We start from the raw sequence: 26,041 nt of genomic DNA, 5'->3' as shown, positions 1-26,041 counted from the left end.
TACCCTAAGTCGGAGCCGGAGGTTGGCTCACCGAGCCGTAAGGAGCGACGCCATGACCATCGGCACCACTCTCGTCGAGGCCCCGGCCATCCGACGCCCGATGCTCGCCGAGGTCGTCGCCACCCGCCACCTCTCGCCGCACCTGCGGCGGATCACCCTCACCGCGGCGGAGATCGACCACTTCGGCTACGACGGGCCGGACCACCTGGTGCGGATCTTCCTCGCCCCGGCACCGGACGCCGAGCTGCACCTGCCGGACTCGGCGCAGTGGTGGCCCGCCGTGCAGGCCATGCCGGCGGAGAAGCGGCCGGTGGTCCGCAACTACACCGTCCGGCGCCTGGACGTCGAGCGGCGTGAGCTGGACATCGACTTCGTGCTCCACGGCGACTGCGGGCCGGCCTCCGCCTGGGCGCTGCGGGCCGCGCCCGGCGACCGGATCGGCGTGTTCAGCGACCGCGCCTGGTACGCCCCGCCCGCCGACACCGAGTGGCAGTTGCTGGTCGGCGACGAGACCGCCATCCCGGCGATCACCGCGGCCGTCGAGGCCATGGCGCCGGACGCGCGGGCGATCGCGCTGATCGAGGTGGACTCCGCGGAGCACGAGATCGACGTACGCGCCCCGGCCGGTGTCACGCTGACCTGGCTGCACCGGGGCGGCACCCCGGCGGGCCGCGGCGACGTGGTGATCCGGGCGCTGCGCGAGCTGGCGTTTCCGGCCGGCACGCCGTACGCCTTCGTCATCGGCGAGTCCGCCATGGTCACGACCGTGCGCCGCCACCTCTGCGTCGAACGCGGCGTCGCCAAGGAGCGCGTCTACTTCGGCGGCTACTGGAAGACCGCCCCGCACCGAGCGGCCCGCGGCTCGACACCCCCGCCGTCGTGACCCACCGGACCGAGGTCACCGAGCCGGTCGACCCGCGCCTTCCCGGCGGGCGGTCGCGTCCCGGCACGGTGGGCCGCAGCCGCCGACCGGAGGCAGGAGTACCCGCCGCCTGAGCGGGCAGAAGGCAGGATGAGCCAGCACCGCGACGCCCCCGGCCACCGGGCCGGCCCGCCGCGTACCGCGGAACCGGAGGTGGCGCAGGCGTTCGACCGGCTGGTCGAGGAGGGCGACGTCCGACTCGCCCGACCCTGGCCGGCGCTGATCGTCACCGGCCTGCTCGGCGGGATCGACGTGGGCACCGGGGTCCTGGCCTACCTGCTGGTCCTGGCGGCCACCGGGCAGAAGCTGCTCGCCGGGCTCGCCTTCGGCATCGGGTTCGTGGCCCTGCTGCTGGCCCGCAGCGAGCTGTTCACCGAGAACTTCCTGGTGCCGGTGACCGCGGTCGCCGCCCGCCGGAACTCGCTCTCCGCCCTGGGTCGGCTCTGGACCGTCACGCTGGCCGGCAACCTGCTGGGCGGGTGGCTCGTGGCCTGGCTGATCACCCGCGCGCTGCCCCAGCTGCGGGAGGTCGCCACCTCCTCCGGCACCCACTTCGCCACCCTGGGCGTGAACCTGCGCTCGTTCACCCTGGCCGTGCTCGCCGGCATGGTGATCACCCTGATGACCCGGATGCAGCACTCCACCGAGAGCCTCGGCGTACGGCTGGTGCCGGCGCTGCTCTTCGGCGCGCTGCTCGCCGGCGGGGAACTCTTCCACAGCGTGCTCGACTCGATCCTGATGTTCGCCGCGCTCACCGCCGGCCGGGCCCCGTTCGGCTACCTGGACTGGCTCGGCGCCCTCGGCTGGTCGGTGCTGGGCAACGTCGTCGGCGGGGTCGGCCTGGTCGCCTTCCTCCGCCTGGCCCGGGTGCCGCACCAGCTGGCCGAAGAGCGCGCCCGCAACCGCTGAGGGCCTTGGTGGGTGACCGACCGGTCCGTCAGCGAGCGGGCCGGCCCGCGACGGCCGTGACGGTTCGGCTGACCCGCCGGGCGAGGGTCGGGCCACGCGGCGGGTCGTGCGTGCCTGCGTCGCGGCGCACCGGATACCGGGTTGCCTGCTCCCCTTGGCCTGCGGCAGCCTTCATCGCATGATCGAGACGCGGGTGCTCAGCGGGGACGACTGGCGGACGTGGCGAGAGCTGCGGCTCGCCGCACTGACGGAGTCGGCGTACGCGTTCGGTTCCCGACTGGCGGACTGGCAGGGCGACGGCGACCGCGAGGAACGCTGGCGCGGCCGACTGGCCCTTCCCGGCTCCTACAACGTCCTGGCCGTGCTCGACGGGCAGCCGGTCGGGATGGCCAGCGGGGTGCCGACCGCACAGGACGGCGTCGTCGAGCTGATCTCGATGTACGTGGCGCCGGTGGGACGCGGCCGGGGCGTGGGCGACCACCTCGTACGGGCGATCGAGCAGTGGGCTCGACAGTCGGGCTCGCAGACGCTGCGGTTGGCCGTGGCGGAGGGCAACGAGAACGCCTGGGCGCTCTACCGGCGCCACGGCTTCCACGACACGGGCGAGCGCGGTGACCTCATGCCCGACGGCGTACGGCGGGAGCACGTCATGGCAAAGAGTCTGGTCGCTCCGCCACCCGCCTGACGGCACCCCGGGATCGTCGCGGCCAGCGGGCCCGTTCGTCATCCGGACGGATCAGGGCGGCGGTCGAGGTAGGCGTCCAACGCGGCGGCGCCGGCCAGCATGGCGCGGCCCCTGGCCGAGAGGCGGGCGCGCCAGTCGCGCAGCATCGACTCCAGCGGTGCGACGCCGCCGGCGGCGCGGACCTGGGCGATCAGCGGGGCGATCTGCTCCAGCAGGTAGCCACCCCGCCTGAGCTGGTGGGCCAGCAGGGCGTCGCGGACGTCCGCCTCGCTGTAGAGCCGGTAGCCCGTCCGCGGGTCGCGGCGCGGCTGGACCAGGCTGGCGCGTTCCCATTTGCGTAGCGTCGCCGGGCGGATGCCGAGCCGCCGCGACAGCGGGCCGACGAACGTGTCGCCGCGCTGCCGCCGTACCGGATCGAGGTCGCGAAGCGCGGCTTCGACGGCCTGGAGGGTACGGCGGTCGTCGAGCAGTCGGGCGTGACTCTCGTCGACGAGCCGGAGCGCGTCCTCCGGCGTGCCCCGATTGACGGCCTGCATGATCGAGGTGGCCGTTGCGTGGCCGTGTCCTGGCACGAGCGCGAGAAACGCGCGCAGGGCCAGCGCGTGCAGCGGCGTGTAGGTGCGATATCCGTGCCGGGTGCGTTCGGCGACCGGCAGGATGCCGGCCGCCTCGTAGTTCCTGACCGCCTGGGTGGACAGGCCGTGCCCGCGCGCCAGGTCGACCGGCCTGAGCCGCCCACCGTCTTGAAGGTTTCGCCCCACTGCCCTGCCACCGTCGCGCGGAAAGTCTCAACCGAGAGTTCAACGATACCGTTGAGGGAATGACTGCTGGTACCAAGGACACCGCCCACCCCGTCGAGGCCGCGACCGTCATGCGGCTGCTCCCGACCCGACCGCGGCTGCTCGCCCTGGGCGAGCCCACCCACGGCGAGGACCCGCTGCTCGACGTGCGCAACGAACTCTTCCGGCAGCTCGTCGACCAGGAGGGCTACCGGACGATCGCCATCGAGAGCGACTGCCTGGCCGGCCTGGCCGTGGACGACCACGTCACGTCCGGCGCGGGCTCCCTCGACGAGGTCATGGAACGCGGCTTCAGCCACGGGTGGGGCGCCCTGCCCGGAAACCGCGAGCTGGTGCGCTGGATGCGCGCGTACAACGACGGCCGGCCGTCGTCGGAGCGGCTGCGGTTCGCCGGTTTCGACGGCCCGCTGGAGATCACCCACGCCGCGAGCCCTCGGCGGGCCCTCACCGCCCTGCACGCCTACCTCACCGCCTGGGCCGACGCCGACCTGCTCCCCTGTGCCGCCGACACGCTCGACCGGCTGCTCGGCGCCGACGAGCGCTGGACGAACCCCGCCGCGATGACGGACCCGTCCCGGTCCGTGGGGCAGACCCCCGGGGCCAGGCAGCTGCGGCTGCTCGCCGACGACCTGGTGGCGCTGCTCGACGCGCAGACACCCCAGCTGGTCGCGGCGTCCTCCCGGGAGGACTGGCACCGGGCACGCCTGTACGGGCGCACCGCCACCGGCCTCCTGCGCTATCACTTCTGGATGGCCGACACGTCACCGAGCCGCCTGGCGCGCCTGCTCGCCGTGCGGGACTCGATGATGGCCGCCAACCTGCTCGCCCTCGCCGAGCGGGGCCCGGCACTGGTGCACGCCCACAACGGCCACCTCCAGCGGGACAAGAGCGGGATGCGGATGGGCGACCTGCCGCTGGAGTGGTGGAGCGCCGGCGCGATCGTCGGCGCCCACCTGGGCGACGGGTACGCCTTCCTGGCCACCGCCCTCGGCACGATCCGCCACCAGGGGGTGGGCGCCCCGCCTCCGGACACCGTCGAGGGGCTGCTGTATGCGCTGCCGGAGGAGCGCTACGTCGTCGACGCCCGCCGGCTGGCCGCCGTCCTCGGCGACGCGCCGCCCGCGCGCCGGGTGTCGCCCTGGTTCGGCTACGCCCCGTTGGACCCGGCCCACCTGGCCAGCTGCGACGGGATCGTGTTCGTCAGGGACGTCCCGGCGCGATGATGTGCGCTCCCTGCCGAGTTCCCGGCGGCCCGGCGGAGCGTCGACGCCACTGACGGCCCCCGGAGCGGGCAGCACAACGGGTACCGGGGCGGCACGCCGCGTGCTCTGGACAGTCGCCGCCCCGGCAGCCCGCACCGGGTCCCGGTCGGGCCCGGCCGAGGTGGTTCGCGGTTACTCAGTCGAGACAGAACTCGTTGCCCTCGACGTCCTGCATCACGAGGCACGACTCGTTCACGCCGTCGGCGGCGAGCAGCCGCACGCGTACCGCGCCGAGCGCGACCAGTCGGGCGCACTCGGCCTCGAGTGCGGCCAGGCGCTCCGCACCCACGAGGCCGGTGCCGACCCGCACGTCGAGGTGCAGCCGGTTCTTGACCACCTTGCCTTCGGGAACCCGCTGGAAGAACAGTCGCGGGCCCGCACCCGAGGGGTCGACGCATGCGAACGCCGACCCCTGCCGCTCGAGCGGCAGGGCGCGATCGAAGTCGCCCCAGCTGGCGAACCCCGGCGGTGGCGGCGGTACGACGTACCCCAGCACCTCGCACCAGAAGCGAGCGACGCGCTCGGGTTCCTCGCAGTCGAAGGTGATCTGAACCTGCTTGACCGACGCCATCGGTCCACCATAGGGGAGCTACCGCTCCCGCACGGGCCCGCCCCGCCCTGGCCGTCCCCCCCCGTCGTGGACACCGGTGTCGGACGACCACAGCCGTGGCTCACGCCGGTGCCTCCGGACGCGGCGCAGCTACCCACTTTGGACGGATCCGTGATCTATGGTGGGTGGTGGTGTGCCGCCCCGGCCCGGTGGCGTGAGCGGTGCGCCAGGCCGCGCGCCGCGGGACCGGTCGCCACGTGCCGGTCGAGTGATCGGCACGGTTGTGGGACAGGCACCAAGCCCGGCGCCGTCGCGGCGGTGGGTCCACCGGTCCGCCCGGGCCGGGACAAACCAACTCATCGGGAGCAGGGCATGGGCCTCATCCACATCGAGCTGTTCACCACCCTCGACCTCGTCGGGCAGGCGCCCGGCGGCCCCGATGAGGACCCGGTCGGGTTCCCGTTCGGCGGCTGGCAGGCACCCATGCTGGACGAGGTGACCGGGGCGCAGGTCGGTGCCGCGTACGAGGGCACGGACGCCCTCCTGCTCGGCCGGCGGACGTACGAGATCTTCGCCGCCCACTGGCCGCACCAGGAGGACGGCGAGGACAGGGAGATCGCCGCGCTCTTCAACAGCGTCCCGAAGTACGTGGCCTCCCGCGGCCGGCCCGACCTCTCGTGGGCCGGGTCCACGCAGCTCGGCCCGGACCTGGCCGGCGCGGTGCGCGAGATCCGTGACCGGCACGAGCACGTGAAGGTCGTCGGGAGCCTGCACCTGGTGCAGACCCTCCTGCGCGAGAAGCTCTTCGACCGTCTCGACCTCTGGGTGTACCCGATCGTGCTCGGCGTAGGGAAGAAGGTGTTCGAGGGCGGCGCGGTGCCCATGAACGTCAGGCTCCTCGAACCGCCGGTGGCCAGCCCGCGTGGCACGGTGTACCTGCGCTACGGGCTCGCCGACGGCACGCCCGGGACGGGGGACATGAGCGCACCCGGTCGAGGTGCCGGCCGCGACGGCTGAAGCCGCTTCGCGCCAGGCGGGTCCGTCCCGTCGGGTCGGCGTCCGCGGGGTCGGCGTCCGCCACCGCGCGGGCGGTTCCAGGTGCCGACGTGGGTGGTGGTCAGGGCAGGATCTCGACGTACCCGTCGCTACCGTGCACGCGGATCCGCCGCCCGTCGGGAATCAGCCGGGTGGCATCCGCCACGCCGACGACGGCCGGCAGGCCGTACTCCCGCGCGATGACCGCGCCGTGTGTCATCAGCCCTCCGACCTCCGTCACCAGGCCGGTGACGGCGACGAAGAGGGGCGTCCAGCTCGGGTCCGTGTGGGCCGTGACGAGGATGTCACCCGGTTCGAGACGAGCCTGGGCCATGTCCGGGACGACGCGGGCGCGCCCCTCGACGGTCCCGGCGGAGACGGGCAGGCCGATCAGGGCGCCGGTCGGCACGTCGTCGCGTCGGTACGCCCCGGCGATCGCCTCGCCCTCCGACGTCAGCACCCGGGGCGGCGTGAGCGCACGGTACGACCGGAACGCGTCCTTGCGCCGCCGGACGAGCTGGTCGTCCAACCGGCTGCCGCGCGCGACGTCGTGGAGCTCCTGGAACGTGAGGTAGAAGGCGTCCTCCCGCTCCGCGAGCACGCCGGCCCGCACGAGGCGCTCGGCCTCCTCCAGCAGGGCCTGCTTGTAGACGAGGTAGCGGCTGACGATGTCGTACTTCGGGTACTCCCGGTAGCCGATGAAGGTCCGGACGCGGTCGATCATCCGCTCGGCCTCGTCGGCCTTGCGCGCCCCGTCCGGCAGGGCCCGCAGGCGTTCCAGCAGGTCCTCCTTCTTCTTGCGCGCCTGCTGTCGCCCCTGTTCGAAGCGCCGGCGGGCGGCGCCCGGCGCGAAGTGCCTGACGTTGTCGAGGATCAGGGGCACGAGCATGGAGGGACGTTCTCTCCAGCGCGGCCTCGTGATGTCGATCTCGCCGGCGCAGCGCATGCCGTACCGGTCGAGGTATGCCTCGATGGCGTCGCGCGCCTCGGTCCCGCCCGGAAGCTTCGGCAGCTCGGCCAGGAAGCCGTCGTCCTCGACGCCCCGCAGGAACGCCACCACCTCCGGGTGCGGACGGATCACGTCCGCGACGTCGAGCAGCGCCAGTCCCATCTCCGACGTCACGTTGCCGGGGGCGGAGAGCGTGAGCGTGTCGGCCGCGTTCTTCTCGCCCAGCCATTTTCGCAGCTGGTCGTTGAGCCACCAGGTGGCCTCCATCCCCGCCATGATCACCTGCATGCTCGCCGGATCACCGACGGCCCGCTTCTGCTCCTGGAAGGCCTCCAGCAGGAAGTCGAACAGCGCCGGTCCGGTCTTCGTCCGGATGTCGCGCCGCAGGGCGGCGACGGACGCCTGGCTGCGCTCGATCAGCTCGGTGACGATGGCCGGATCGGCCTCGATCAGGGCGGATCCGCCGACGGCCGGCGGCCCGCCGGGGCCGGCCTCCGGGAGCGTCGGGACGAGGTCGCCGCGGTCGAGGACCGTTTCCAGCGCGTCCCTGATCAGCGGATCGCCCCTGCCCATGGCGTCCAGGAGGCCGGCGCGGCTCGCGGGCGAGGCCAGGCGCTGGGTGACGTCGACGAACAGCCTCCCACCGGCCTCGTGCATCGGCACCATGGCCGTCAGCCGCCACATCGAGACGCCCAGGGGCTTCATGGCGTCGGTCATCATCTGCTGGTGACCGACGGAGACGTAGACGCGGTTCTCCCGGTCCGGGGCCGCGGGAACGGGGAAGAGCGTGGTGATCGGCCGGCTCTGCACGATCTGGAAGTCGTCGTCGACCAGGCACCATTCGATGTCCTGCGGACGGCCGAAGCGCGCTTCGATCCGCCGGCCGAGCCGCACCAGCCGTACGGCCTGCGCCGCCGTGAGCGCCGGCTGCTCCTGCCGCTGCGGGTCGACCGCCACCTCCCGCGTCCCGCCGGTCGGCAGGGCGTGAACGGCACGCCGCTTGACGGCGACCGTTTCGGCGACGACCTCGCCGTCGCGCACCCTGAACACGTCCGGGTTCACCAGGCCGGAAACCAGGGCCTCGCCGAGGCCGAAGCTGGCGTCCACGGTGGCGACCCTCCGGTTGCCCGTGACGGGGTCGGCGGTGAACAGGACGCCGGCCGCGTCCGGGAGGACCATCTGCTGCACGACCACGGCCAGCTCGACCCCACGGTGGCCGATGCCGTTGCGCAGGCGGTAGGTCACGGCCCGCTCGGTGAAGAGCGACGCCCAGCACCGGCTGACGTTCCGGAGGATCGCCGCCGGCCCCACGACGTTCAGGTACGTGTCCTGCTGGCCCGCGAAGGAGGCCGTCGGCAGGTCCTCCGCCGTCGCGCTGGAGCGCACGGCGTAGGCGCCCCCCTCACCGAACCGGGCTAGCGCGCCGGTGATCGCCGCCGCCACGTCGCCCGGCACGGCGATCCCTTCGACGGTCCGGCGGATCTCCGCGCTGAGCGTACGGATCGCCTCCCGGTCGTCCAGGCTCAGGCGCGACAGCTCTCCGAGGCGCTCGTCGATCGACGGCGCCTGCGCCATGACGCGCCGGAAGGCGGCAGTCGTCACGCAGAACCCGGCCGGCACCCGGATGCCCTCGATCCGCGACAGCCCGCCCAGGTGCGCGGCCTTGCCGCCGACGACCGCGACCTGCGTCTCGTCGACCTCTCGAAGATCCAACACGTACGGCTCGGTCACCGCGAAACCTCCGCGGCGGCCGTGCTCCCCCGCACCGCACCGGCCGATCGGATCACCGGCGCGGCGAGCGGCGCCGAACCTCTCGCGGGGCACGCCCCCGTCAGCGGTCGCAGGCCTCCGCGTCCTCCGTGCATCGACGACACACCCACGTCGTGGCCCCCGTTCCTCGTCGGTGCCGTGTCCGGCCGCCGATTCTGCGGCAGGAACGGGGTCTTGCCGCAAGCCCCCCGGTGCGCTATACGTTAGAGGTGGCAGGGAGTGCATCTCCTTGCCTTTTCTTGTGTCGTCCGTCGCGGGTGGCGATCCTTCGACGACCGGCCGCAGCGTGCCGGGCTCCGCACGGGTGCCGGACCGGCCGCTGTCGGGTCCGGGCGGGCAGGGCCCGGGCGCGGTCGCCGCGATGGCCGTGGCGGACGGGCGTGGTGAGCCGGAGAACGCGGCTACGAACCCCGTTGTCTCAGGCCGACCCGGCCGCACGTCGGTCGGCCGCCGCGCTCCTCGTCGTCGGGCTCATCCGGCGCGGGACCCGGGTGGCGGCCCACGAGGGGTGCCGCCCGGACCCGCGCCGGCGGGGGCCGCCGTCAGTTGTTCAGCGCGGCCAGCAGCGCGTCGGCCATGCCCTGCTCACCCCTGGCGTTGGGGTGGAACGGAGCGGCGGCATTCTGCGGGATCAGCCCTTCGACCCACCGGGTGCCGCTGCTCTTGCAGGTGTCGCGGCCGACCGACGGGGTGTAGACGTCGGCGTAGCTGGCGTTGTTCGCGGCCGCGGCGTTGGCGAGCATGGTGTTCAGGGCCTTCTGGACGCCGCGCAGGTACGGCACGTCCTGGTAGGCGATCGGGACCACCGGCCAGCAGCCGTAACCGCTGTCCGGCAGGATCGCCGGGTAGCCGAGCACCACGACCCGGGCGTCGGGGGCGGCCCGACGGACCGCCTGCAACACGGCGGTCACCTTCGGTACGGTGGCGGCGATCCTGGCCCGCAGCTGGTCGACGCCTCCGGCGGTGTACCGGTTCTTGCAGGGCGAGCCGAGCGGACTGCTCAGGCTCGCCTGCGCGCAGTCGGTGATGATGCCGGAGAAGCCGATGTCGTTGCCGCCGATCTGCACGGTGACCAGGCTGGTGCCGGCGTTGACCGCGCTGAGCTGCGGCGGCAGCGAGATGCCCAGCTGGCCGCTGCCGCCGTTGAGGATGTCGTCGGTGGTGGCGCCGGAGCAGCTCACGTCGGCGAACGACGACGAGCCTACGGAGGCGGCGATCAGCGACGGGTAGTTGCGGTTGGACCGCAGGCAGTTCAGGTCGACCTGGGTGGGGATCAGCGGGCCGGAGGTGTACGAGTCGCCCAGCGCCACGTAGCGGCCGGTGGGGACGGCGGCGTTGGCCGGTACGGCGAAGGCGAACAGCACACCGGCGGTGGCTGCGGCGAACGCGGCCAGCCGGCTGGCTGCCCGGAGCAACGGCAGGCGGGGACGGGTCATGGCATCTCCCAGCGGGATCATGGTGGGTGCCGTGATTCTGTCCCCGCCCGCCGTCGACCGTCAATATCGATGATTGTTACTGCCGAGGGCCCTACCGCCGCCCGACGGGGGGAAGGTCCGTGGCGGCACACGCCTTCCGGTCGCGGGCACAGTCGAGGCGGGCGATGCCGTCAGGGTTCCAGACGTACTGCACCGCGTAGTCGCCGAGCTCGCCGGCGAACCCGGTCATCCGGAACGGCGCGCGGTCGACCGGCGGGACGACCATCTCGTGCTGGTTCCCCCGGTACCGCAGCTTCAGGCGCAGGCGCCAGGCGCACTCGCAGCGGGTGGTGCGCGACAGCACGGTGCCCGCCCAGACCTCGCCCCGGGCCAGCGTGACGCGCTTGGCCGCGAAGTACGGCGTGCCGCTCCCGACCGTGGTCGTCACCGGGATCGCCGCGTCGAGGTTCAGCTCCATCGCGCCGTTCTCCGCGTCCCCCTGTGGAGGTATGGCGTACAGGGTGCCGGCCCGCACGGGATCGCGCGCCACGACCTCCACCGTCATGTCGAGCAGCGCGATGCCGGCGCTGCGCCGGCCCTCCAGGGTGAGTTTCGTCCGGGAGTGACCGGCCGGCACGAACCGGGAGTCCCGCAGCGGCTCCGTGGGCTCCGCGGCGACCGCCTCGGCCGCAGCCAGGTAGACAGCGCCTTCCGGGGGCCCGAACTCCGTGTCGACGTGCACCAGTGGCGCGCCGAACACGTCCAGCGCGCGATCGGAGACGTACGGGATCACACCGGGGACGACGGTGGCGATGGCGGTCGTGGCCACCAGCGCGGCCAGGGCCTTGGTGCCCCGGGACAGCTGCGCCCAGCCCGTCGCCTTCTCCTCCTCGCCGCTCGGCTGCGTCGCCGGTTGCGGGGCCGGCCGGCCGGGGCGCCGGTTGCGACGGCCACCGGATCGCGTTCTGGTCATCGCGGCCCCCGTTCGAGGGTGGGCGGCTCCGCCGCCGGCAGGTCCGGTTCGGCGGGCTGCTCCGCGGCCACCGTCGGCGGGTCCGCGGTGGCGCTGAGGGCCGCGGCCGCCGCCAGCAGGGCGGCCACGAGGGCGTCGTTCGGCATGCCGGCTCCGGGCACCGCGCTCGCGGCGGGCGCCGGACCAGCCGCGACCGGCCGCTCGGCCCGGAACGGGTGGGTGGGCATCAGGGCGAGGCTGAGCGCCACGGCGACCATCGTCAGGATGCCGAGCCCGTGGCCGACACCCGGCGCCAGGACGCCGTACTCGTGCCCGGCCTGGGCCGTCAGGTGCAGCGGCCGCCACAGAAGCAGGTATCCCAACATCAGGCCCACGGTGACGGCGGCCGCCACGGTCTGCCCCGTACGCCGCAGCCATCGTGCCGCGCCGGGCGCGAGCAGTGCGAGCACGGTGAGCACCAGGCAGGCGACCAGGCCGGCGCGGTAGGCGGTGATCCACAACTGGACGTCGCCGCGGTCGGGCCCGAGCGGGTCGAGCTCGGTCGAGCCGTCGAGCCCCGGCACGGACCGGTACCAGGGCGACACCGCGGAGGTGACCGCCCCGACGACCGCGAGCACGACGCTGGCCGGGAAGGCGATTCCTCGCGCCCTCCGCAGCAGCGTGCCGACGCCGGCCGGGACGTCGAGAAGTTCGAGTTCCCGCCGCGACCGGCTGGAACCGCCCAGCCCGCACGCCACCAGGCTCAGGCCCACGGCGTAGAGCAGGCAGCCCGTCGACGGGAGCACGTCGCCCACGGTCACCCGCTCCGGCAGGTGGGTGACCGGCTCCCGCACCAGCAGGGTCGCTCCCTTGACGAGGTGGACGGTCAGGAAGAGAGCGGCCACCGCCCCGGTGGCCGCGACCAGCGAGTAGGGAAACCAGAGGTACGACGACAGCCGGCCGACCGACGCGAAACTGAGCGCGACGCCGACTCCGACGACGATCAGCACGAGAGCCGCCATCGGCGCCGCGAAGGGATGGAGGTCGGAGAGCTGGGTGACGTATCCCGAGCCGCCCCGCGAGGCCGGCGTGACGGCTGCCCACGGCAGCGTGAGACCGGCCAGCGCGAGCGCACCACCCACGGCCGCCAGCACGAGCCCGCCGACCCAGAGGGCGTCGACGCCGCCCGCGGCGGTCGGCCCGGGCCGACCGGGGCCGGCGGGAGGCGTCACGGGCTGGAAGCCGCCGACGGCCCGGTCACTCATGCTCACCCCCGATGGACGGCACCGTGGGGAATCCTATCGATGACGGCCATCCGGTCGGCCGGCGCACCGGCCGGGTCGGTGGGCGCGGCGCGCCGACCCGCCGCCGCCGAGGCCGGCTCCGCGCCGGCTGCCGGGCGCGCCTGGGTGCCAATCGCGGTCCGGTTCGATTCCTCGTCGGGCCGCGGGCCGCAGGCCGGCCGCCCGGATTCGAATTCGCGCCGGCCAGTCCGGCAATGAAGGACATTACTTTGACCGGCGTCGACGCAAATCGGTGTCACCCGACAGTCGGGGAAACGGATACACATTGACACATATGCTGTGTCAAATATCACATGGCGTTCCGCGTCCCGACATTCGTCGGCTAGATTCCCCCGGGAATTCGCAGCCCGGCGTTGTGAGAACTGGTCGACGCGCCACGGGGAGGTGTCGCCGGGTGCGCCGTGTCCGGAGCCGGGATCGATCAGGTGCACGCGGCCGCGAACGCGCGGTGACGGCGCCGACCGACCGGCGGGAGGTCCGTCGGCGCGCCCACCCCCGCACCCGCGCCGTGGCCGCCCGCGTCGCGCCGGCGACCGCGGGCTGCCGCCCGGCCCGCCGAAGTGACTCGACCTCCGACCCTGTCCACCCATCCGCGGACGGCGGCTGAGCCGGACGATGCGGAACCACCTGGAGAGGTACCGACCGACATGGCTGGAACCGGGAGCCCGCACCGAACCGACGTGGCGATCATCGGCATGGCCTGCCGGTTCCCCGCCGCCGACGACGTCGAGGGGTTCGCCCGGATCGCCTTCGCCGACGAGATCGCGACCAGCACCCTCGACGCCGCGGGCCAGGCCGAGCGCGGCGTCGCCGACTCGCTGCGCAGCCAACCCGAGTACGTGCCGACGGCGGGCCTGCTGGACGGGATCGATCGGTTCGACGCCGCGTACTTCGGCATCGCCCCCGCCGACGCGGCGTCGATGGACCCGCAGCACCGGGTGTTCCTCCAGGAGGCGGTACGCGCACTGGACGACGCCGGCTGGTGCGGCGCCGTCACGCGGTCCGTCGGTGTCTTCGCCGGGGCCGGCGAGAACCGCTACGCCGCGCGTCGCCCCGCCGACGCCGGCGAGCCCCGGCTGCCCTGGGACGTGCCCGCCGCGCTGCCCCTGCTCGTCTCCTACCACCTCGACCTGCACGGCCCCAGCGTCTACGTCAGTTCCATGTGCTCGACCTCGCTGGCCGCGGTGCACGTGGCCCGGCGCGCCCTTGCGGCCGGCGACTGCGAACTGGCCCTCGCCGGCGCCGTCTCCATCGCCTTGCCGGACAGCCACGGCTACCTCCGCCGCGACGGGGGCGTCATGTCCTCCTCCGGCCGGTGCCGCCCCTTCGACGCCGCCGCGGACGGCACGGTGCCCGGCAGCGGGGCCGGCGTGGTGGTGCTCAAACGCCTCGCCGACGCCCGACGCGACGGCGACAGGGTCCACGCCGTGATCCGGGGCTCGGCGCTCAACAACGACGGCGCCGACCGGCTCAGCTTCGCCGCGCCCAGCGTGCGGGGGCAGCGCGAGGTCATCGTCGCCGCGCTGGCCGAGGCGGCGGTCGACGCCGGGTCGATCTCCTACGTGGAGGCCCACGGCACCGGCACCCCGCTGGGCGACCCGGTCGAGATGGCCGCGCTGGTCGAGGCAAGGGCCCGCCTCGGCGCGACGGGTCCCTGCGCCGTCGCTGGCGTGAAGTCGGCCATCGGGCACCTCGACGAGGCGGCCGGCGCCGCCGGGCTCATCCGGGCCGTCCTCGCGGTGCGGGACGGGGTCATCCCGCCGACTCCCGGCCACCGCACCCTCAACCCCGCCATCCGGCTCGACGACACCGGGCTGTACGTCAGTGACTCCGCCCGTCCGTGGCCCGCGGTGCCCGGCCCGCGCCGGGCGGCGGTCACCTCGCTCGGCGTCGGTGGCACCAACGCCCATGTCGTCATCGAGCAGGCGCCCGAGGCCGGCGACCGGGCTCCCGTCGACGAGGACGCCGCCTGGGTGCTGCCGGTCTCGGCGCACACCCAGGCCGCCTTCACCGCCCTCCGCACAGCCGTCGCCGCCTCCGACTCGGCCCCTGCCGCGCTGGCGGCCACCCTCGCCCGCCGCAAGGCGTTCCGGCAGTTCCGGCAGGCCGCCGTGGTGGCCACCAACGGTGAGGTCGCGGCCGCCTTCGGCCCGGCCCGGCCCGTCCCGACGCCGCCCAAGAGCATCGTGCTCGCCCTGCCCGACACGCTCGATCCGGCCGACGCGGTGCTGGGTCGCCTCGGGGCCGCCCCGTCGGCCGCACCCGCCCCGCTGCGGTTGATCGAGACGCTGGCCCGCCTCGGCGTGCGGGCGGACAGCCTGACCGGGGCCGGGGTCGGAGCCTTCCTCGCCCTCGCCGCGGCCGGCTCGGTGTCGCCGTCGGTGGCGGCGGAGTGCGCCCGCCTGCACGTCGAGGGCATGCGCCTGGTCGCCGACGGCGGCGACCTCACCCGCTGCGACGACATCGCCGAGTCCGTCGCGGCGGCTCTCACCGTGGCCGACCCGGCGCCGCTGAGCTGTGACGTCGTGCTGCGCCACAGCGGGATCGTGCTCATGGCGGGGGCCCCGCCGTCGCCCGACGACCTGGCCGAGGAGTCCCGCTGCGGCTTCATGGGGCTGCTCGAACGCCCCGACGATCCGGCCGCGCTGCCGCTGGCCGACGCGCTCGCCGACTGGGGGTCCCTGCTGCGGCTGCTCGCCTCCTGCTGGGAGGCCGGCGCCGACGTCGACTGGGCCGCGCTGCGCCCGCTGCCCGACGGGCCGCGGGCCCGCCTTCCGATCGCGTTCGAGCCGCACCGGCACTGGCTCCTCGACGCGGGCGCCCCCGCGGCGGAGCCGACGGCCGCGAGGATCGACGCGGCGCGGGCGGAACCGGCCGACGTGGACGTCGCCGCCGAGATGGCGGAGATCTGGTGTGAGCTGCTCGGCGTCGACGAGGTCTCCCCCGACGACCGGTTCTTCGATCTCGGCGGCCACTCGATCCTCGCCGCCCGCATGCTCGCCCGGATCCTGGACCGGCTCCGTGTCCGGTGCACCCTCACCGACCTGCTGGAGTCCGAGACCCTGGCCGAGATGACCGAACGGGTCGCCGCCCAGGTGCGGCTGTCGGCGCTTTACAGCCGGATGCGCTCCGACCGCGCGCAGGACGACGCCGAGACGGTCGAACTGTGACCGCCGACCAGGCTGACCCCGGCGCCGACGACGAGGACCTGTCGGCGGTCGCCGTGGTCGGGATGGCCTGTCGGGTGCCCGGCGCCGACTCGGTCGAGGAGTTCTGGCGCCTGCTGTGCGACGGTGTCGACCCGGTCGAGGAGGTCCCCGCCGACCAGGCCGCGGGCGCCGGTCCCGACCACGTGGCGCGTCGCAAGCGGTTCGCCGACCCGGCGCTGTTCGACGGCGAGTACTTCGGGCTGACACCGGCCGAGTGCGCGGCCACCGACCCGCAGCAGCGTCTCCTGCTGGAGACGTCGGTACGCGCCCTCGAGGACGCCGCGATCGACCCGGCTCGCGTCCGGGGCGACATCGGCGTCTTCGTCGGCATGAACCACTCCGACTACCTGCTGCACCACGTGCTGCCGGAGGGGTCGTCCGTGCGGCGCCTCGGGTGGCACCGCGTTCTGATGGGCAACGACCGGGGATTCGCCGCGACCCAGGTGTCCTACCGGCTGGGCCTGACCGGGCCGAGTGTCGCGGTCGACTGCGCCTGCTCGTCGGGCCTGGCCGCGATCCACCAGGCGTGCCGGGCACTGGTCGACTACGAGGCCGACGCCGCGATAGCGGGCGGGGTGAGCATCAAGCCGACCGATTCCGGCTACTCGTACGTCGAGGGGGGCATCGCCTCGCCCGACGGGCTGTGTCGGCCGTTCTCGGCCGACGCGAACGGGACCGTCTTCGCCAGCGGCGTCGTGCTGTTCGTGCTCCGGCGGCTGGAGGACGCCCTGACGGAGGGCGACCGGGTGCTGGCCGTCATCCGCGGCAGTGGGATCAACAACGACGGGGGCGCCAAGACCGGTTACACCGCGCCCAGCGCCGCCGGACAGGCGGCCCTGATCCGCCGGGTGCACCGGCTCGCCGGCATCGACGCGGGCGAGATCGGTTACGTCGAGGCGCACGGCACCGGCACGGCCCTGGGTGACCCGATCGAGATCGCCGGCCTGACGGAGGCGTTCCGGGGCAGCACCGCCAGCACCGGAACCTGCCTGGTCGGCTCGGTGAAGTCGAACATCGGCCACCTCGACTCCGCGTCGGGCCCGGCCGGTCTGGCGAAGGCGGTCCTGGCCGTCCGGCACGGCTTCATCCCGGCCTCGCTGTACGCCGAGCGGACCAACCCGCACATCGACTTCGCCGGCAGCCCGTTCCGTGTCTGCGCGGTCGGCACCCCGTGGCCCGCCGCGCGCCGCATCGCGGCGGTGAGCTCGTTCGGGGTCGGTGGCACCAACGTCCACCTGCTGGTGGAGTCACCACCGGCCCCGGCCCCGGCCCCGGCGCCGCCGGCCACCGCCGCGCCGATCGTGGTCCCCTTCACCGCGCGCCGGGTCGAGGATCTGGACGCGGTCGAGGCGCGGCTGCGGGCCGTGCTCGCCGGGGCCGACGCCGAGGCAGCTCGCGACACCGCGCACACCCTGCGCCGCGGTCACCTGCGGCACCGCCTGCGCCGCGTGCTCGTCCGGCACCCGGGGGGCGAGCTGGAGTCCCTGCGCGCGGCGACGGACGGACGCGGAGCGGCCGTGCGGGTGCGCTCCGCCCGCACCGACGGAACGACCTCGGCCGCGCTGATCGAGCGGCTCTCCGTGGCGGGACCGGTACGCGACCTGGTGGCGCTCGGCACGCCCGCCGCGGTCGCGTTGGCGTTCGTACACGTCTGGCAGCGTCACCACCTCGCGGTCAGCGCCGTCGTCTCCGACAGGGACACCGCGGCGGTCGCGGCGGTGCTGGCCGGAGTCCTGACGTACCCGGACGGCGTCGAGGCCGTCAGCCGGCTGGCCCGTGGGGCCACCCCCGCCGCCGCCGCGACGGGTCTGACCGTCCGTCCCGCCGCCGTCGCCTGCTACGACGCCGACGGCAACCAGTTCCACGCCGCGGGGCAGACCCCGGACCTCGTCGCCCTGCTGGCCGGTGCCCCGCCCGCGCCGGGGCGTCGCACCCTTCCACCACGGGTGGACGCGGTGGTCGACCTCGTGCCCGGCCCCGGCGCCGGCCCGCTGCCGGAGGCGCTCTTCCCGTACGCGGTCTCCGTGGGCGCGGCCGAGCCGGACCTCGACTCCCTGCGGGCCGCCATGGCCCTCGCCTGGGTGACCGGCGTCCTCGACGAACCGGGACCGGCCGAGCCCGGCGCGGTCGTCACCGTGCCCGGACATCCGTTCCGCCGCGAGCGGCACTGGCTCTCCGCGCCCGGCGGCGACGAGGTGACCCCCGCACCGGCGACCGCGCCAACGACGCCCGTAGCCGGCGACACGGCCCCCGCGACCGTGGCCGCGGACCCGCTCGACACCGCCCTGGCGGTCTTCGCGGACGTGCTCGGCCGGGCGGCCACCAGTGCCGACGATTCCCTGTTCGCCGTCGGCGGTGACTCGCTGGCCGCGCTGCGGGTGGTCGCGCGCGCCCGATCGCTCGCGGGCGTGGACGTCCGCCTCGGCTCGTTCATGGCCGCCCCCACCCCCCGTACCCTGGCGGCGCTCATCCGGACCGCCGCCTCCGTGCCTGTCGCGGCGGAGGCGGACGTTGGTACCGGCCCGGTGCGGGGACCGGTGCCGCTGACCGCGTTGCAGCGGCGGTTCCACTTCCTGTCCCAGCTGCCCGGTGCCGCCGAGGCCTACCACGTGCCGATCCTGGCCGACCTGCGCGGTCCGCTCGACGTCGAGGCGCTGCGTGCCGCCGTCGGCGACGTGGTCCGCCGACACGAGAGCCTGCGCCTGGCCGTCACGGAGACCTCGGACGGACCCGTGCAGCAGGTGGTGCCCGCCGGTCCGGTGCCGATGCCGGTGGTCGACTGCGGCAGCGAGCAGGAACTGCAGGACGCGATCACGGCGCTGCTCGACGCGCCCATCGCCCTGGACGGGCCGCCCATGACCGCCCGGCTCCTGCGCACGGACAGCCGGCGGCACGTACTGGCCGTGGCGGTGCACCACATGTTCGCCGACGCCCGCTCCACCGGCATCTTCCTGCGCGACCTGTACGCGTACTACGAGCAGCGCACCGGTGGCGCGCCGGCCGACCTGGTGCCGATCGACGGGGTGTTCCTCGCCCACGTACGCGCCGAGAACCGCTGGCTCGACTCCGCCGAGGCGGCGCGCCAGCTCGCCTACTGGACCGGGGAGCTGCGCGGCGCGCCCGAGGCGCTGGAGCTGCCCGCCGACCGCCCGCGCGGCGCGACGCCGTCGTTCCGGGGCGGCCGGCGCGGGTTCAGGCTCGCCGGCGTCGACGACGGACTGCGCCGCCTCGCCGGGCAGGAGGGTGCCACCCCGTTCGCGGTCATGCTGGCGGCGTTCGGGCTGTTCCTCAGCCGGGTGGCCGGGGCGCGCGAGGTCGTGGTGGGGGTGCCCGTCTCCGGCCGGCACCGACCGGAGACCGAGCACCTCATCGGCAACTTCGTCAACACCCTGCCGCTGCGGCTGCGGGTGCGGCCGGACGACGACTTCCGCTCGTTGGTCCGCCGCACGGCCCGCGCCCAGCGCGACGGTCTGGACAACCAGGACATCCCGTTCGAGGTGCTGGTCAGGTCGATGCGGGGTGCCCGGCAGACGTCCGAGACCCCGTTGTGCCAGGTGCTGTTCAACATGCTCGACACCGCGTCGTCGCGGCCCGACGGTCCGGCCGGGCTCACCGTGGAGGCGGTGCCGTTCGACACCGGCGGCAGCCCGATGGACCTCCAGCTGGACTGGTGGCTGACCGACGGCGGCGTCGGCGCCCGGCTGCTGCACGCCGACGTCTTCGCGGAGCAGACCGTCGCCGGCTGGGTGCAGATGCTGCGCACCGTCATCCGCGAGGCGCTGGCCAGGCCCGACGCCCGGTTGCGCGACCTGCCGGTCGAGCCGCCGTCGGCGCGTGCCCGCTCGGCCGCGGCCCTCACCGGGCCGCGCGCCACGGTGCCGGCGGGGCCCGTCCACGCGTGGTTCCTCGACGCCGCGGCGCGACACCCCGACAAGCTGGCGGTGACCGACGGGGTGAGGTCGTCGACGTATCGCGACCTGGCCGAGGTCTCCGGCGGCATCGCGCAGGAGCTGCACCGGCGCGGGGTCGTCCGGGGCGACGTGGTCGCGATCGCGATGCGCCGCGAGCTGCCGGCGGTCTGCGCCCTGCTCGGCGTGCTGCGCGCGGGCGCGACCCCGGCGCCGGTCGACCTTAACCACCCGCCCCGGCGGACCGCGGCGATTCTGGCGGACTGCGGGGCGCGTGTCGTGTGCGTCGACTCCGCGGAGACCCTCGACGTCACCGCGGGCCTGGACCGGTACGACCTGTCGGAGCCGGCGGTGGCCGGGCGCCGGCCCGGACGCCTGCCCGGGGACGACGCCCCCGGCGACGCCGGGGCCTATCTGACCTACACCAGCGGCACCACCGGACGGCCGAAGGGGATCCGCTTCCCGCACGCGGCGCTGGCCAACCTGATCCACTGGGAGACCGGGGGCCTGACCCGACCCGTGCGGTTCCTGCAACTGGCCTCCTTCGGTTTCGACGCGGCCTTCCACGAGACCTTCGCCGCCCTCTGCGCCGGGGGCTCCCTGCACATCGCGACCGACGAGGTCAAGCACGACCACGACCTGCTGCTGCGCTTCATCGCCGAACACCAGGTGGGCAAGGCGATCCTGCCGGTGTCGCTGCTGCACGCGCTGGCGGCCCGTCCCGCGGCCGACCGCGCCATGCTGGCATCGCTGGGCGAGATCGCCTCGACCGGTGAGCAGTTGCGTGTCGGCGAGTCCCTGGTCGCGTTCTTCACGGGGCTGCCCGGCTGCGCGTTGATCAACAACTACGGTCCGGCCGAGACCCACGTGGTCACGTCCTACCGGTTCGGCGGGGCGCCGGCGGACTGGCCCCGGTACGCGCCGATCGGCCGCCCGATCGACAACGTCGCGCTGCGCATCGTCGACGAGGACGGAGTGGACGTGCCCCGCGGCAGCGTCGGCGAGCTGGTCATCGCCGGCGCGTGCGTGGCCACCGGCTACCTGGGCGACGCCGGCCCGGCCGCGGGCCGCTTCGGGGGCGAGGGGCCGGGCGGGGCGCGCAGCTACCGCAGCGGCGACCGGGCCCGGCTGCTCCCCTCGGGAGAGCTGCTGTTCCTGGGCCGGGCCGACCAGCAGGTCAAGATCCGCGGCTTCCGGGTGGAGCTGGACGAGGTGGAGACCGCGCTGCGGCGCTCACCGGAGGTGACGGACGTCGCGGTCGTCGTGCGCGGCGACGAGGGCGACCGTACGCTGCACGCGTACCTGGTCCTCGACGGGCCGCCCGAGCCGACCGTCGCCCGGCTGCGCGAGCGGCTGCGCGAGGACCTGCCGTCGTACATGGTCCCGGCGTCGTTCACGCCCCTGCCCGCGCTCCCGGTCAACGCCAACGGCAAGGTCGACACCGCCCGGCTGCCCCCACCGGTGGCACGGGCCGGCCTGCCCACCAGCCCCGCCGACAGCGGCTTCCCGCAGCGCGTCCTCGCGCTGTTCCGGGAGATCCTGGATCGGCCGGGGCTCGGCGGGGACGACGACTTCTTCGAGGCCGGCGGCCATTCCCTGCTGGCGACCACGCTGATCCACCGGCTGCGTACGGAGTTCGGCATCGCCCTGAGCGTGCCGGAGTTCCTCCGCGCCAGCACCCCTGCCGCCGTCGCGGAGCTGGTGGAGGCCCGCGGCGGTGGCGAGCGGACCCCGTCGACCGGCGTCGAACTGCCCGCCGCCGTGCTGCCGCAGGCGCCCCCGCCCGCGCTGGCGTGGCTGGGATCGACGCCGCACCCGGCGCACCAGAAGACCTTCGTCTACCAGGCCGACGGCCCGGTGGACCCGGTACGCCTGCGGCGGGCCCTGGACGCCGTGCTGCGGCGGCAGGCGGCGCTGCGGCTGCGCTGGGTGGACCGGCGGCTCGTGCTCGCCACCGAGGCGGCCGAACTGCGCCGGATGGACGGCCCCGACGACCCCGACGCACTCCACGACCTGCTCCAGGCCGAGCCGCTGGACCTGAGCACCAGTCCCCCGGTCCGACTGGTGCTGGTGCGGGCCGGCCGGGGGCGCAGCCTGCTCGGGCTCACCCTGCACAAGGCCGTGCTGGACGGGCGCGGTCTGGCCGTCCTCCTGGACGAGCTGGTCACGGCGTACGACGCCCCGGCGGCGCTCGGCGGCGAGGACGACGGTTTCCTGCGTCACCTGAGCTGGCGCGTCGGGCCGCACGCGCCGGTCGCGCGGGCTCGCGAGGTGCTGGCCCGGGGCGGCTGGGACGCGCCGCCGAACGACGTTCCCTCGGCAGCGGCAGCCGCGGCGGTGCCGGTCGCGCGCTGCGTCTGGGCGCCCCGCGCGGCGCTCCAGTCGGCGATCCGCCGGGTCTGTGGCGAGCTGCGGGTCACGCCGTTCACCGTCCACCTGGCCGCGTTCGCCGCCGCGCAGGCCCGCCTGGGCGGTGGCGGGGAGGCCGTGCTCGCCGTACCCATGGACGGCCGGACCGGGCCCGAACTCGACGCCACCGTCGGCGGCTTCGCCACCGTCGTCCCGTTGCGGATCGCGGTGCGGCCGCGGCTCTCCGCGGGCGAGCTGCTGGCCGACGTCCGCATCCTCGTCGACGAGCTGTTCGAGCTGCGGACGCTGCCGTTGGCGGACGCGGCCCGCGCCACGGCGCCCGGCGGCCACCTCGGGCCGCCGGTGGTGTTCAACTACGCCCGCGCCGGGCGCGGCCCTGCCCGACTCGGCACGGCGACCCTGGTTCCGGTCGGTCCCGACCCGCTCGACCCCGAGCTGCGCCTGCACTTCGCGGTGTACGACTCGACCGAGTCGTTCCAGGTCGTCGCCCGGCGGACCGGCGGGCCCGCGGTGCTCGACGCCTACCGCGAGGCGCTCTACGCGATCGTGTTCGACCCCGACGCCCCCCTGCCGCAAGGGAGCCCCGCATGAAGTTCAGCGTCTTCTTCTTCGCCAGCGGCGACGACGCCGCCGAACAGTACCGTCTGCTGATCGAGGCGGCCCGCTTCGCCGACGCCCACGGATTCGAGGCGGTCTGGACGCCGGAGCGGCACTTCCACGAGTTCGGCGCGCCGTTCGCCAACCCGGCGGTCACGGCCGCCGCGGTCGCCGCCGCCACCCGGTCCGTGCGGGTCCGCGCGGGCAGCGTGGTCCTGCCGCTGCACGATCCCCTGCGGGTGGCCGAGGAGTGGTCGATGGTGGACCAGCTCTCGGGGGGCCGGGCCGGGCTCGCCTTCGCGTCCGGCTGGAACCCGCGCGACTTCGTGCTCGCGCCGCAGCGCTTCGCCGACCGCCGGAGCAACATGCGCGCCGCGATCGCCGAGTTCACCCGGTTATGGGCGGGCGGGTCGGTCCCGCGTACGGACCCGGCCGGGCAGGTCGTCGAGGTCCGCAGCTACCCGAGGCCGGTGCAGCCGGCACCGCCGTTGTGGATGACCGCCGCGGGATCGCCGTCGACCTTCTCGCTCGCCGGCGAGTTGGGCGTCGGCGTGCTGACCCACCTGCTGGGCCAGTCGTTCGACCGGCTGGAGGCCAACCTCGCCGAGTACGGCGACGCCATGGAGCGGCACGGCCACGACGCCGGCGCTGAGCGGGTGGCGCTCATGGTGCACACCTTCGTGGCGCCGTCGGTGGAGGAGGCGGTCGCCGTGTCCCGCGCGCCCATGACGGCGTACATGCGTACCTCGATGGATCTGTTCGCGGTCAACCGGCCGGGTTCGCCCGCTGTCGACGAGCTGTCCCCGGCCGAACTCGACGAGCTGCTGGAGCACTCCTTCCAGCAGTTCGTCGGCGAGCGCTGCCTGATCGGCTCGGTCGACAGCTGCGTGCCGCTGGTCGAGCGAGCCGCCGACCTGGGTGTGGACGAGCTCGCCTGCCTGGTCGACTTCGGGGTCGGCACGGACGACGTGCTGCGCGGCCTGCACGGGCTGGCCGCGCTCAAGGCCCGCTGCGCCGGCTTGTGACCGGTCGGCTACTGCCGGGCGCGCAGGCGGGCCGCCGCCGCGTCGAGCTGCTCGGTGGTGCCCGCCGGCAGGGCGGGGACGCCGGGCGCGATCGCGCCGCCGAGGTTGGCCAGCACCCGGCCGGGTCCGACCTCGACGAACGCGGCGATCTCCTGCTCGGCCAGCGCGCGTACGACCTCGTGCCAGCGCACGGGCGCGCAGAGCTGGCGCCGCAGCGCCACGGCGGCGGCCGGCCCGTCCAGCAGTGGCCGTGCGGTGACCGTGGAGACGACGGGGATCCGTGGGGTGCCGAACGCGACCTCGTCCAGGGCCGAGGTGAACTCCTGCTCGACGTCCCGCATGAGGCTGGAGTGGAACGGCGCCGAGACCTTGAGCGCGACGACGTCGGCGCCGAGTTCCCGCGCGGCCGCGCTCGCCGCCGCGATCCCGGCCGCGGTGCCGGAGACGACCGTCTGGCGCTCGGCGTTGTAGTTGGCCACCTCGACGGTGCCACCGCCGTCGCGTCCCACCCGCGCGCAGATCTCCTCGACGCGGGCGGCCTCGATGCCGAGCACCGCGGCCATACCGCCGGGCGCCGCCCGGCCCACCTCGGCCATCAGCTGCCCGCGGCGGTGCACCAACCGCAGTGCGTCGGTCCACTCCAGCACCCCGGCGGCGACCAGCGCGGCGAACTCGCCGAGGCTGTGCCCGACCGCGACGGCGGGTTCCAGGCCGCGCTCGCGCAGCAGTTCGAGCGCGATCAGGCTGGTCAGCAGGATGGCCGGCTGTGCCACCGCCGTGTCGCGCAACTCTTCGGCCGAACCCCGCAGACAAAGTCGGCTCAGTGGCATTCCCAGCAGTTCGTCGGCCGTGTCAAGGTACGGCGTGGGCAACCGGGCGTCGGCCGTGGCGAGCCGGGCGGCCATCGCGGGAATCTGCGAGCCCTGGCCTGGAAAGAGCGCGGCGAAACGGTGTGCGAGCATATTTCCAGCTTGGTTCGCCGGCCGGACGTAGTCAATTGAGCAGCGACAATGGGCGGAATTCGGAGGGCTTCGTGACCGAGCAGCAATCGGCAGACCAGCGCGGCGACGCGAGGAGGATCGTCGCGGTGGCCGCACCGCTGTATCTCTCGATGATCGCGGCGTCGGTCAGCGCCCTGGTGAACACGGCCGCGCTGGGCCGGTTCGGCACGGCCGCCCTCGCGGCGTTCGCGTTGACCGGCGCCGTCTACTTCCCGGCGACCGCCGCCGTCACCGGGGCGGTGCGCGGCGTCATGCCGTTCGTGTCGGCGGCGGGCGACGACCGCGCCGGCGTGATCAGGGTCGTCCGGGACGGCACCTGGCTCGCCCTGACGATCGGCGTGCTCGGCGCGGCCGCCGTGGCCGGGACGGGCCTGCTGGCCAGGTCCAGCGGCGTGCCGGCCGAGACGATCGCCGAGTTGGGCTACTTCCCGCTGCTGATGGCCGGGGCCGTGCTGCTGGGCTCCATCGCCGCGATGGCCTCCTCGAGCCTCGTCGGCCTGGGGCACAGCAAGGTCGTGATGCGGGCCGGCCTGGTCGGGGCCACCTGCACCGCCGTCCTGTCGCTGCTGCTGGTCAACGGGGCCGGGCCGCTGCCGGCGCTCGGGCTGCCGGGCTCGGGCCTGGCCATGCTGGTCGCGAGCCTGGCCACCTGCGTGCTGACCATGCTCGGCCTGCGGTCCAAGCTGGGCACCTCGCTGGCCGGGCTCGCGGTGTCCAGGCCGCACCCCGGCCGGGTGCTGGAGTTGGCGAAGGTCGGCATCCCCATGGCCGGCACCGTGCTGGTCAAGTTCGGCGTCCTCGGCGTGCTCGCGTTCGCCGCCGCCCGGATCAGCACGACCGCCGCCGCCGCGCACAGCATCGCCACGGCGCTGGTCGGCCTGACCTTCACCGCCGCCGTCGCGGTGGGCCAGGCGGGCATCCCGCTCGTCAGCAGCCGGGCGGCGACCGCCGACATCCCGGGCGTGCGCCGCGGCGTACGGGCCGGGCTGCTGGTCACCACCACCGTGGTCGGGACGCTCTGCTTGCTGCTGGTGGTCCTGCGCCCCGCCATCCTCCCGCTGTTCACCGTGGACCCCGACGTGCGCGAGGTGATGATCGGCCTGATGCCGGTCGTGGCCCTGGCCATCCTCGGCGACGGCCTGCAGGCCGTCCTCGGCTTCGGCCTCACCGGCCTCAAGCGCACCGTGCCGAGCTTCGTCGTCTTCTCCGTGCTCTACGGCGTGCTCGCCGCGATCGCCCTGCCGGTCGCCTCCGCGACGGGCATCATCGGGCTCTGGACCACGCTCGTGGTGATCAACGTGCTGGTCGGGATCGGCCAGGGCACCGCGTTCCTGCGTGTCAGCGGCGGCCTGCGGAAGCCGGCGACGGTCCGGTGACC

At 74.6% G+C, this 26,041-nt stretch carries 16 protein-coding genes; 9 read left to right on the top strand and 7 right to left on the bottom strand.

The genetic code is table 11. The annotated features are described in order from the left end of the window. The first annotated feature begins 52 nt into the window (after positions 1 to 52). The 3 genes from V6V16_RS06975 (at position 53) to V6V16_RS06965 (ending at position 2,516) form a co-directional block, all read left to right on the top strand. Positions 53 to 883, top strand: coding sequence for a siderophore-interacting protein (locus V6V16_RS06975; RefSeq protein WP_334560624.1), 831 nt, complete (start codon positions 53 to 55; stop codon positions 881 to 883). Positions 884 to 1,012: 129 nt separating this feature from the next. Continuing rightward, positions 1,013 to 1,831 carry a formate/nitrite transporter family protein gene (locus V6V16_RS06970; RefSeq protein ID WP_334560623.1) on the top strand — a complete coding sequence of 273 codons (819 nt, stop codon included), beginning with the start codon at positions 1,013 to 1,015 and terminating at the stop codon, positions 1,829 to 1,831. A gap of 178 nt (positions 1,832 to 2,009) precedes the next feature. Further along, positions 2,010 to 2,516, top strand: a complete 507-nt coding sequence (locus V6V16_RS06965; RefSeq protein WP_334560621.1) for a GNAT family N-acetyltransferase — start codon at positions 2,010 to 2,012, stop codon at positions 2,514 to 2,516. Positions 2,517 to 2,554: 38 nt separating this feature from the next. Here V6V16_RS06965 and V6V16_RS06960 read toward each other — a convergent pair whose 3' ends face one another. Next, on the bottom strand, positions 2,555 to 3,277 hold the full coding sequence (locus V6V16_RS06960) for a TioE family transcriptional regulator (protein WP_334560619.1): 723 nt from the start codon (positions 3,275 to 3,277) through the stop codon (positions 2,555 to 2,557). Between the two features lie 59 nt (positions 3,278 to 3,336). Here V6V16_RS06960 and V6V16_RS06955 point away from each other — a divergent pair, with 59 nt between their 5' ends. Continuing rightward, positions 3,337 to 4,539, top strand: coding sequence for an erythromycin esterase family protein (locus V6V16_RS06955; protein ID WP_334560617.1), 1,203 nt, complete (start codon positions 3,337 to 3,339; stop codon positions 4,537 to 4,539). Positions 4,540 to 4,714: 175 nt separating this feature from the next. Here V6V16_RS06955 and V6V16_RS06950 read toward each other — a convergent pair whose 3' ends face one another. After that, positions 4,715 to 5,149, bottom strand: coding sequence for a VOC family protein (locus V6V16_RS06950; RefSeq protein WP_334560616.1), 435 nt, complete (start codon positions 5,147 to 5,149; stop codon positions 4,715 to 4,717). Positions 5,150 to 5,500: 351 nt separating this feature from the next. On the opposite strand from V6V16_RS06950, the gene V6V16_RS06945 reads away from it, so the two are divergent. Beyond that, complete coding sequence (locus V6V16_RS06945) at positions 5,501 to 6,145, top strand: dihydrofolate reductase family protein (RefSeq protein WP_334560614.1); 645 nt, start codon at positions 5,501 to 5,503, stop codon at positions 6,143 to 6,145. 100 nt (positions 6,146 to 6,245) lie between these two features. Here the strand turns inward: V6V16_RS06945 and rph are convergent, their stop codons facing one another. From rph to V6V16_RS06925, 4 genes are all read right to left on the bottom strand, one after another. Beyond that, positions 6,246 to 8,843, bottom strand: a complete 2,598-nt coding sequence (gene rph / locus V6V16_RS06940) for a rifamycin-inactivating phosphotransferase (RefSeq protein WP_334560613.1) — start codon at positions 8,841 to 8,843, stop codon at positions 6,246 to 6,248. A gap of 581 nt (positions 8,844 to 9,424) precedes the next feature. Then, positions 9,425 to 10,318, bottom strand: a complete 894-nt coding sequence (locus tag V6V16_RS06935; RefSeq protein WP_334560611.1) for an SGNH/GDSL hydrolase family protein — start codon at positions 10,316 to 10,318, stop codon at positions 9,425 to 9,427. 91 nt (positions 10,319 to 10,409) lie between these two features. Beyond that, on the bottom strand, positions 10,410 to 11,270 hold the full coding sequence (locus V6V16_RS06930) for a hypothetical protein (RefSeq protein WP_334560609.1): 861 nt from the start codon (positions 11,268 to 11,270) through the stop codon (positions 10,410 to 10,412). Then, a complete protein-coding gene (locus V6V16_RS06925; protein ID WP_334560607.1) occupies positions 11,267 to 12,514 on the bottom strand; it encodes a hypothetical protein in 1,248 nt (415 codons plus the stop codon). Before V6V16_RS06925 ends, V6V16_RS06930 begins: the two co-directional genes overlap by 4 nt. A 686-nt stretch (positions 12,515 to 13,200) precedes the next feature. On the opposite strand from V6V16_RS06925, the gene V6V16_RS06920 reads away from it, so the two are divergent. From V6V16_RS06920 to V6V16_RS06910, 3 genes are read left to right on the top strand one after another with little or no spacing between them, the layout of a single operon-like run. Then, the gene (locus tag V6V16_RS06920; protein WP_334560606.1) at positions 13,201 to 15,723 is read left to right on the top strand and encodes a beta-ketoacyl synthase N-terminal-like domain-containing protein; all 2,523 of its coding nucleotides are present in this window, start codon (positions 13,201 to 13,203) and stop codon (positions 15,721 to 15,723) included. Next, positions 15,720 to 22,631: an amino acid adenylation domain-containing protein gene (locus V6V16_RS06915; protein WP_334560605.1), complete on the top strand. Its 6,912-nt coding sequence runs from the start codon at positions 15,720 to 15,722 to the stop codon at positions 22,629 to 22,631. Before V6V16_RS06920 ends, V6V16_RS06915 begins: the two co-directional genes overlap by 4 nt. Then, entirely contained in the window at positions 22,628 to 23,662 is a 1,035-nt protein-coding gene (locus V6V16_RS06910; RefSeq protein WP_334560604.1) for a MupA/Atu3671 family FMN-dependent luciferase-like monooxygenase, read from the top strand. The genes V6V16_RS06915 and V6V16_RS06910 overlap by 4 nt, the downstream gene beginning before the upstream one ends. Before the next feature lie 8 nt (positions 23,663 to 23,670). Here V6V16_RS06910 and fabD read toward each other — a convergent pair whose 3' ends face one another. Beyond that, positions 23,671 to 24,624 (bottom strand): ACP S-malonyltransferase, encoded by a 954-nt coding sequence (fabD, locus tag V6V16_RS06905; RefSeq protein WP_334560603.1) that lies wholly within the window; start codon positions 24,622 to 24,624, stop codon positions 23,671 to 23,673. 71 nt (positions 24,625 to 24,695) lie between these two features. On the opposite strand from fabD, the gene V6V16_RS06900 reads away from it, so the two are divergent. Then, the gene (locus tag V6V16_RS06900) at positions 24,696 to 26,039 is read left to right on the top strand and encodes an MATE family efflux transporter (protein ID WP_334560602.1); all 1,344 of its coding nucleotides are present in this window, start codon (positions 24,696 to 24,698) and stop codon (positions 26,037 to 26,039) included. Positions 26,040 to 26,041 lie beyond the last annotated feature (2 nt).

Source organism: Micromonospora sp. CPCC 205561 (assembly GCF_036906775.1).
In the GTDB taxonomy this organism is placed as follows: Bacteria; Actinomycetota; Actinomycetes; order Mycobacteriales; family Micromonosporaceae; genus Micromonospora.
The sequence above is the reverse complement of the archived record's forward strand: the minus strand, read 5'-3'. Positions and strand labels throughout refer to the sequence as shown.

Coding starts and splice junctions, on each gene's coding strand:
- V6V16_RS06920 (WP_334560606.1), top strand. CDS start 13,201: ATGGCTGGAACCGGGAGCCCGCACCGAACCGACGTGGCGATCATCGGC.
- V6V16_RS06965 (WP_334560621.1), top strand. CDS start 2,010: ATGATCGAGACGCGGGTGCTCAGCGGGGACGACTGGCGGACGTGGCGA.
- V6V16_RS06970 (WP_334560623.1), top strand. CDS start 1,013: ATGAGCCAGCACCGCGACGCCCCCGGCCACCGGGCCGGCCCGCCGCGT.
- V6V16_RS06945 (WP_334560614.1), top strand. CDS start 5,501: ATGGGCCTCATCCACATCGAGCTGTTCACCACCCTCGACCTCGTCGGG.
- V6V16_RS06925 (WP_334560607.1), bottom strand. CDS start 12,514: ATGAGTGACCGGGCCGTCGGCGGCTTCCAGCCCGTGACGCCTCCCGCC.
- fabD (WP_334560603.1), bottom strand. CDS start 24,624: ATGCTCGCACACCGTTTCGCCGCGCTCTTTCCAGGCCAGGGCTCGCAG.
- V6V16_RS06910 (WP_334560604.1), top strand. CDS start 22,628: ATGAAGTTCAGCGTCTTCTTCTTCGCCAGCGGCGACGACGCCGCCGAA.
- V6V16_RS06955 (WP_334560617.1), top strand. CDS start 3,337: ATGACTGCTGGTACCAAGGACACCGCCCACCCCGTCGAGGCCGCGACC.
- V6V16_RS06975 (WP_334560624.1), top strand. CDS start 53: ATGACCATCGGCACCACTCTCGTCGAGGCCCCGGCCATCCGACGCCCG.
- V6V16_RS06930 (WP_334560609.1), bottom strand. CDS start 11,270: ATGACCAGAACGCGATCCGGTGGCCGTCGCAACCGGCGCCCCGGCCGG.
- V6V16_RS06950 (WP_334560616.1), bottom strand. CDS start 5,149: ATGGCGTCGGTCAAGCAGGTTCAGATCACCTTCGACTGCGAGGAACCC.
- V6V16_RS06935 (WP_334560611.1), bottom strand. CDS start 10,318: ATGACCCGTCCCCGCCTGCCGTTGCTCCGGGCAGCCAGCCGGCTGGCC.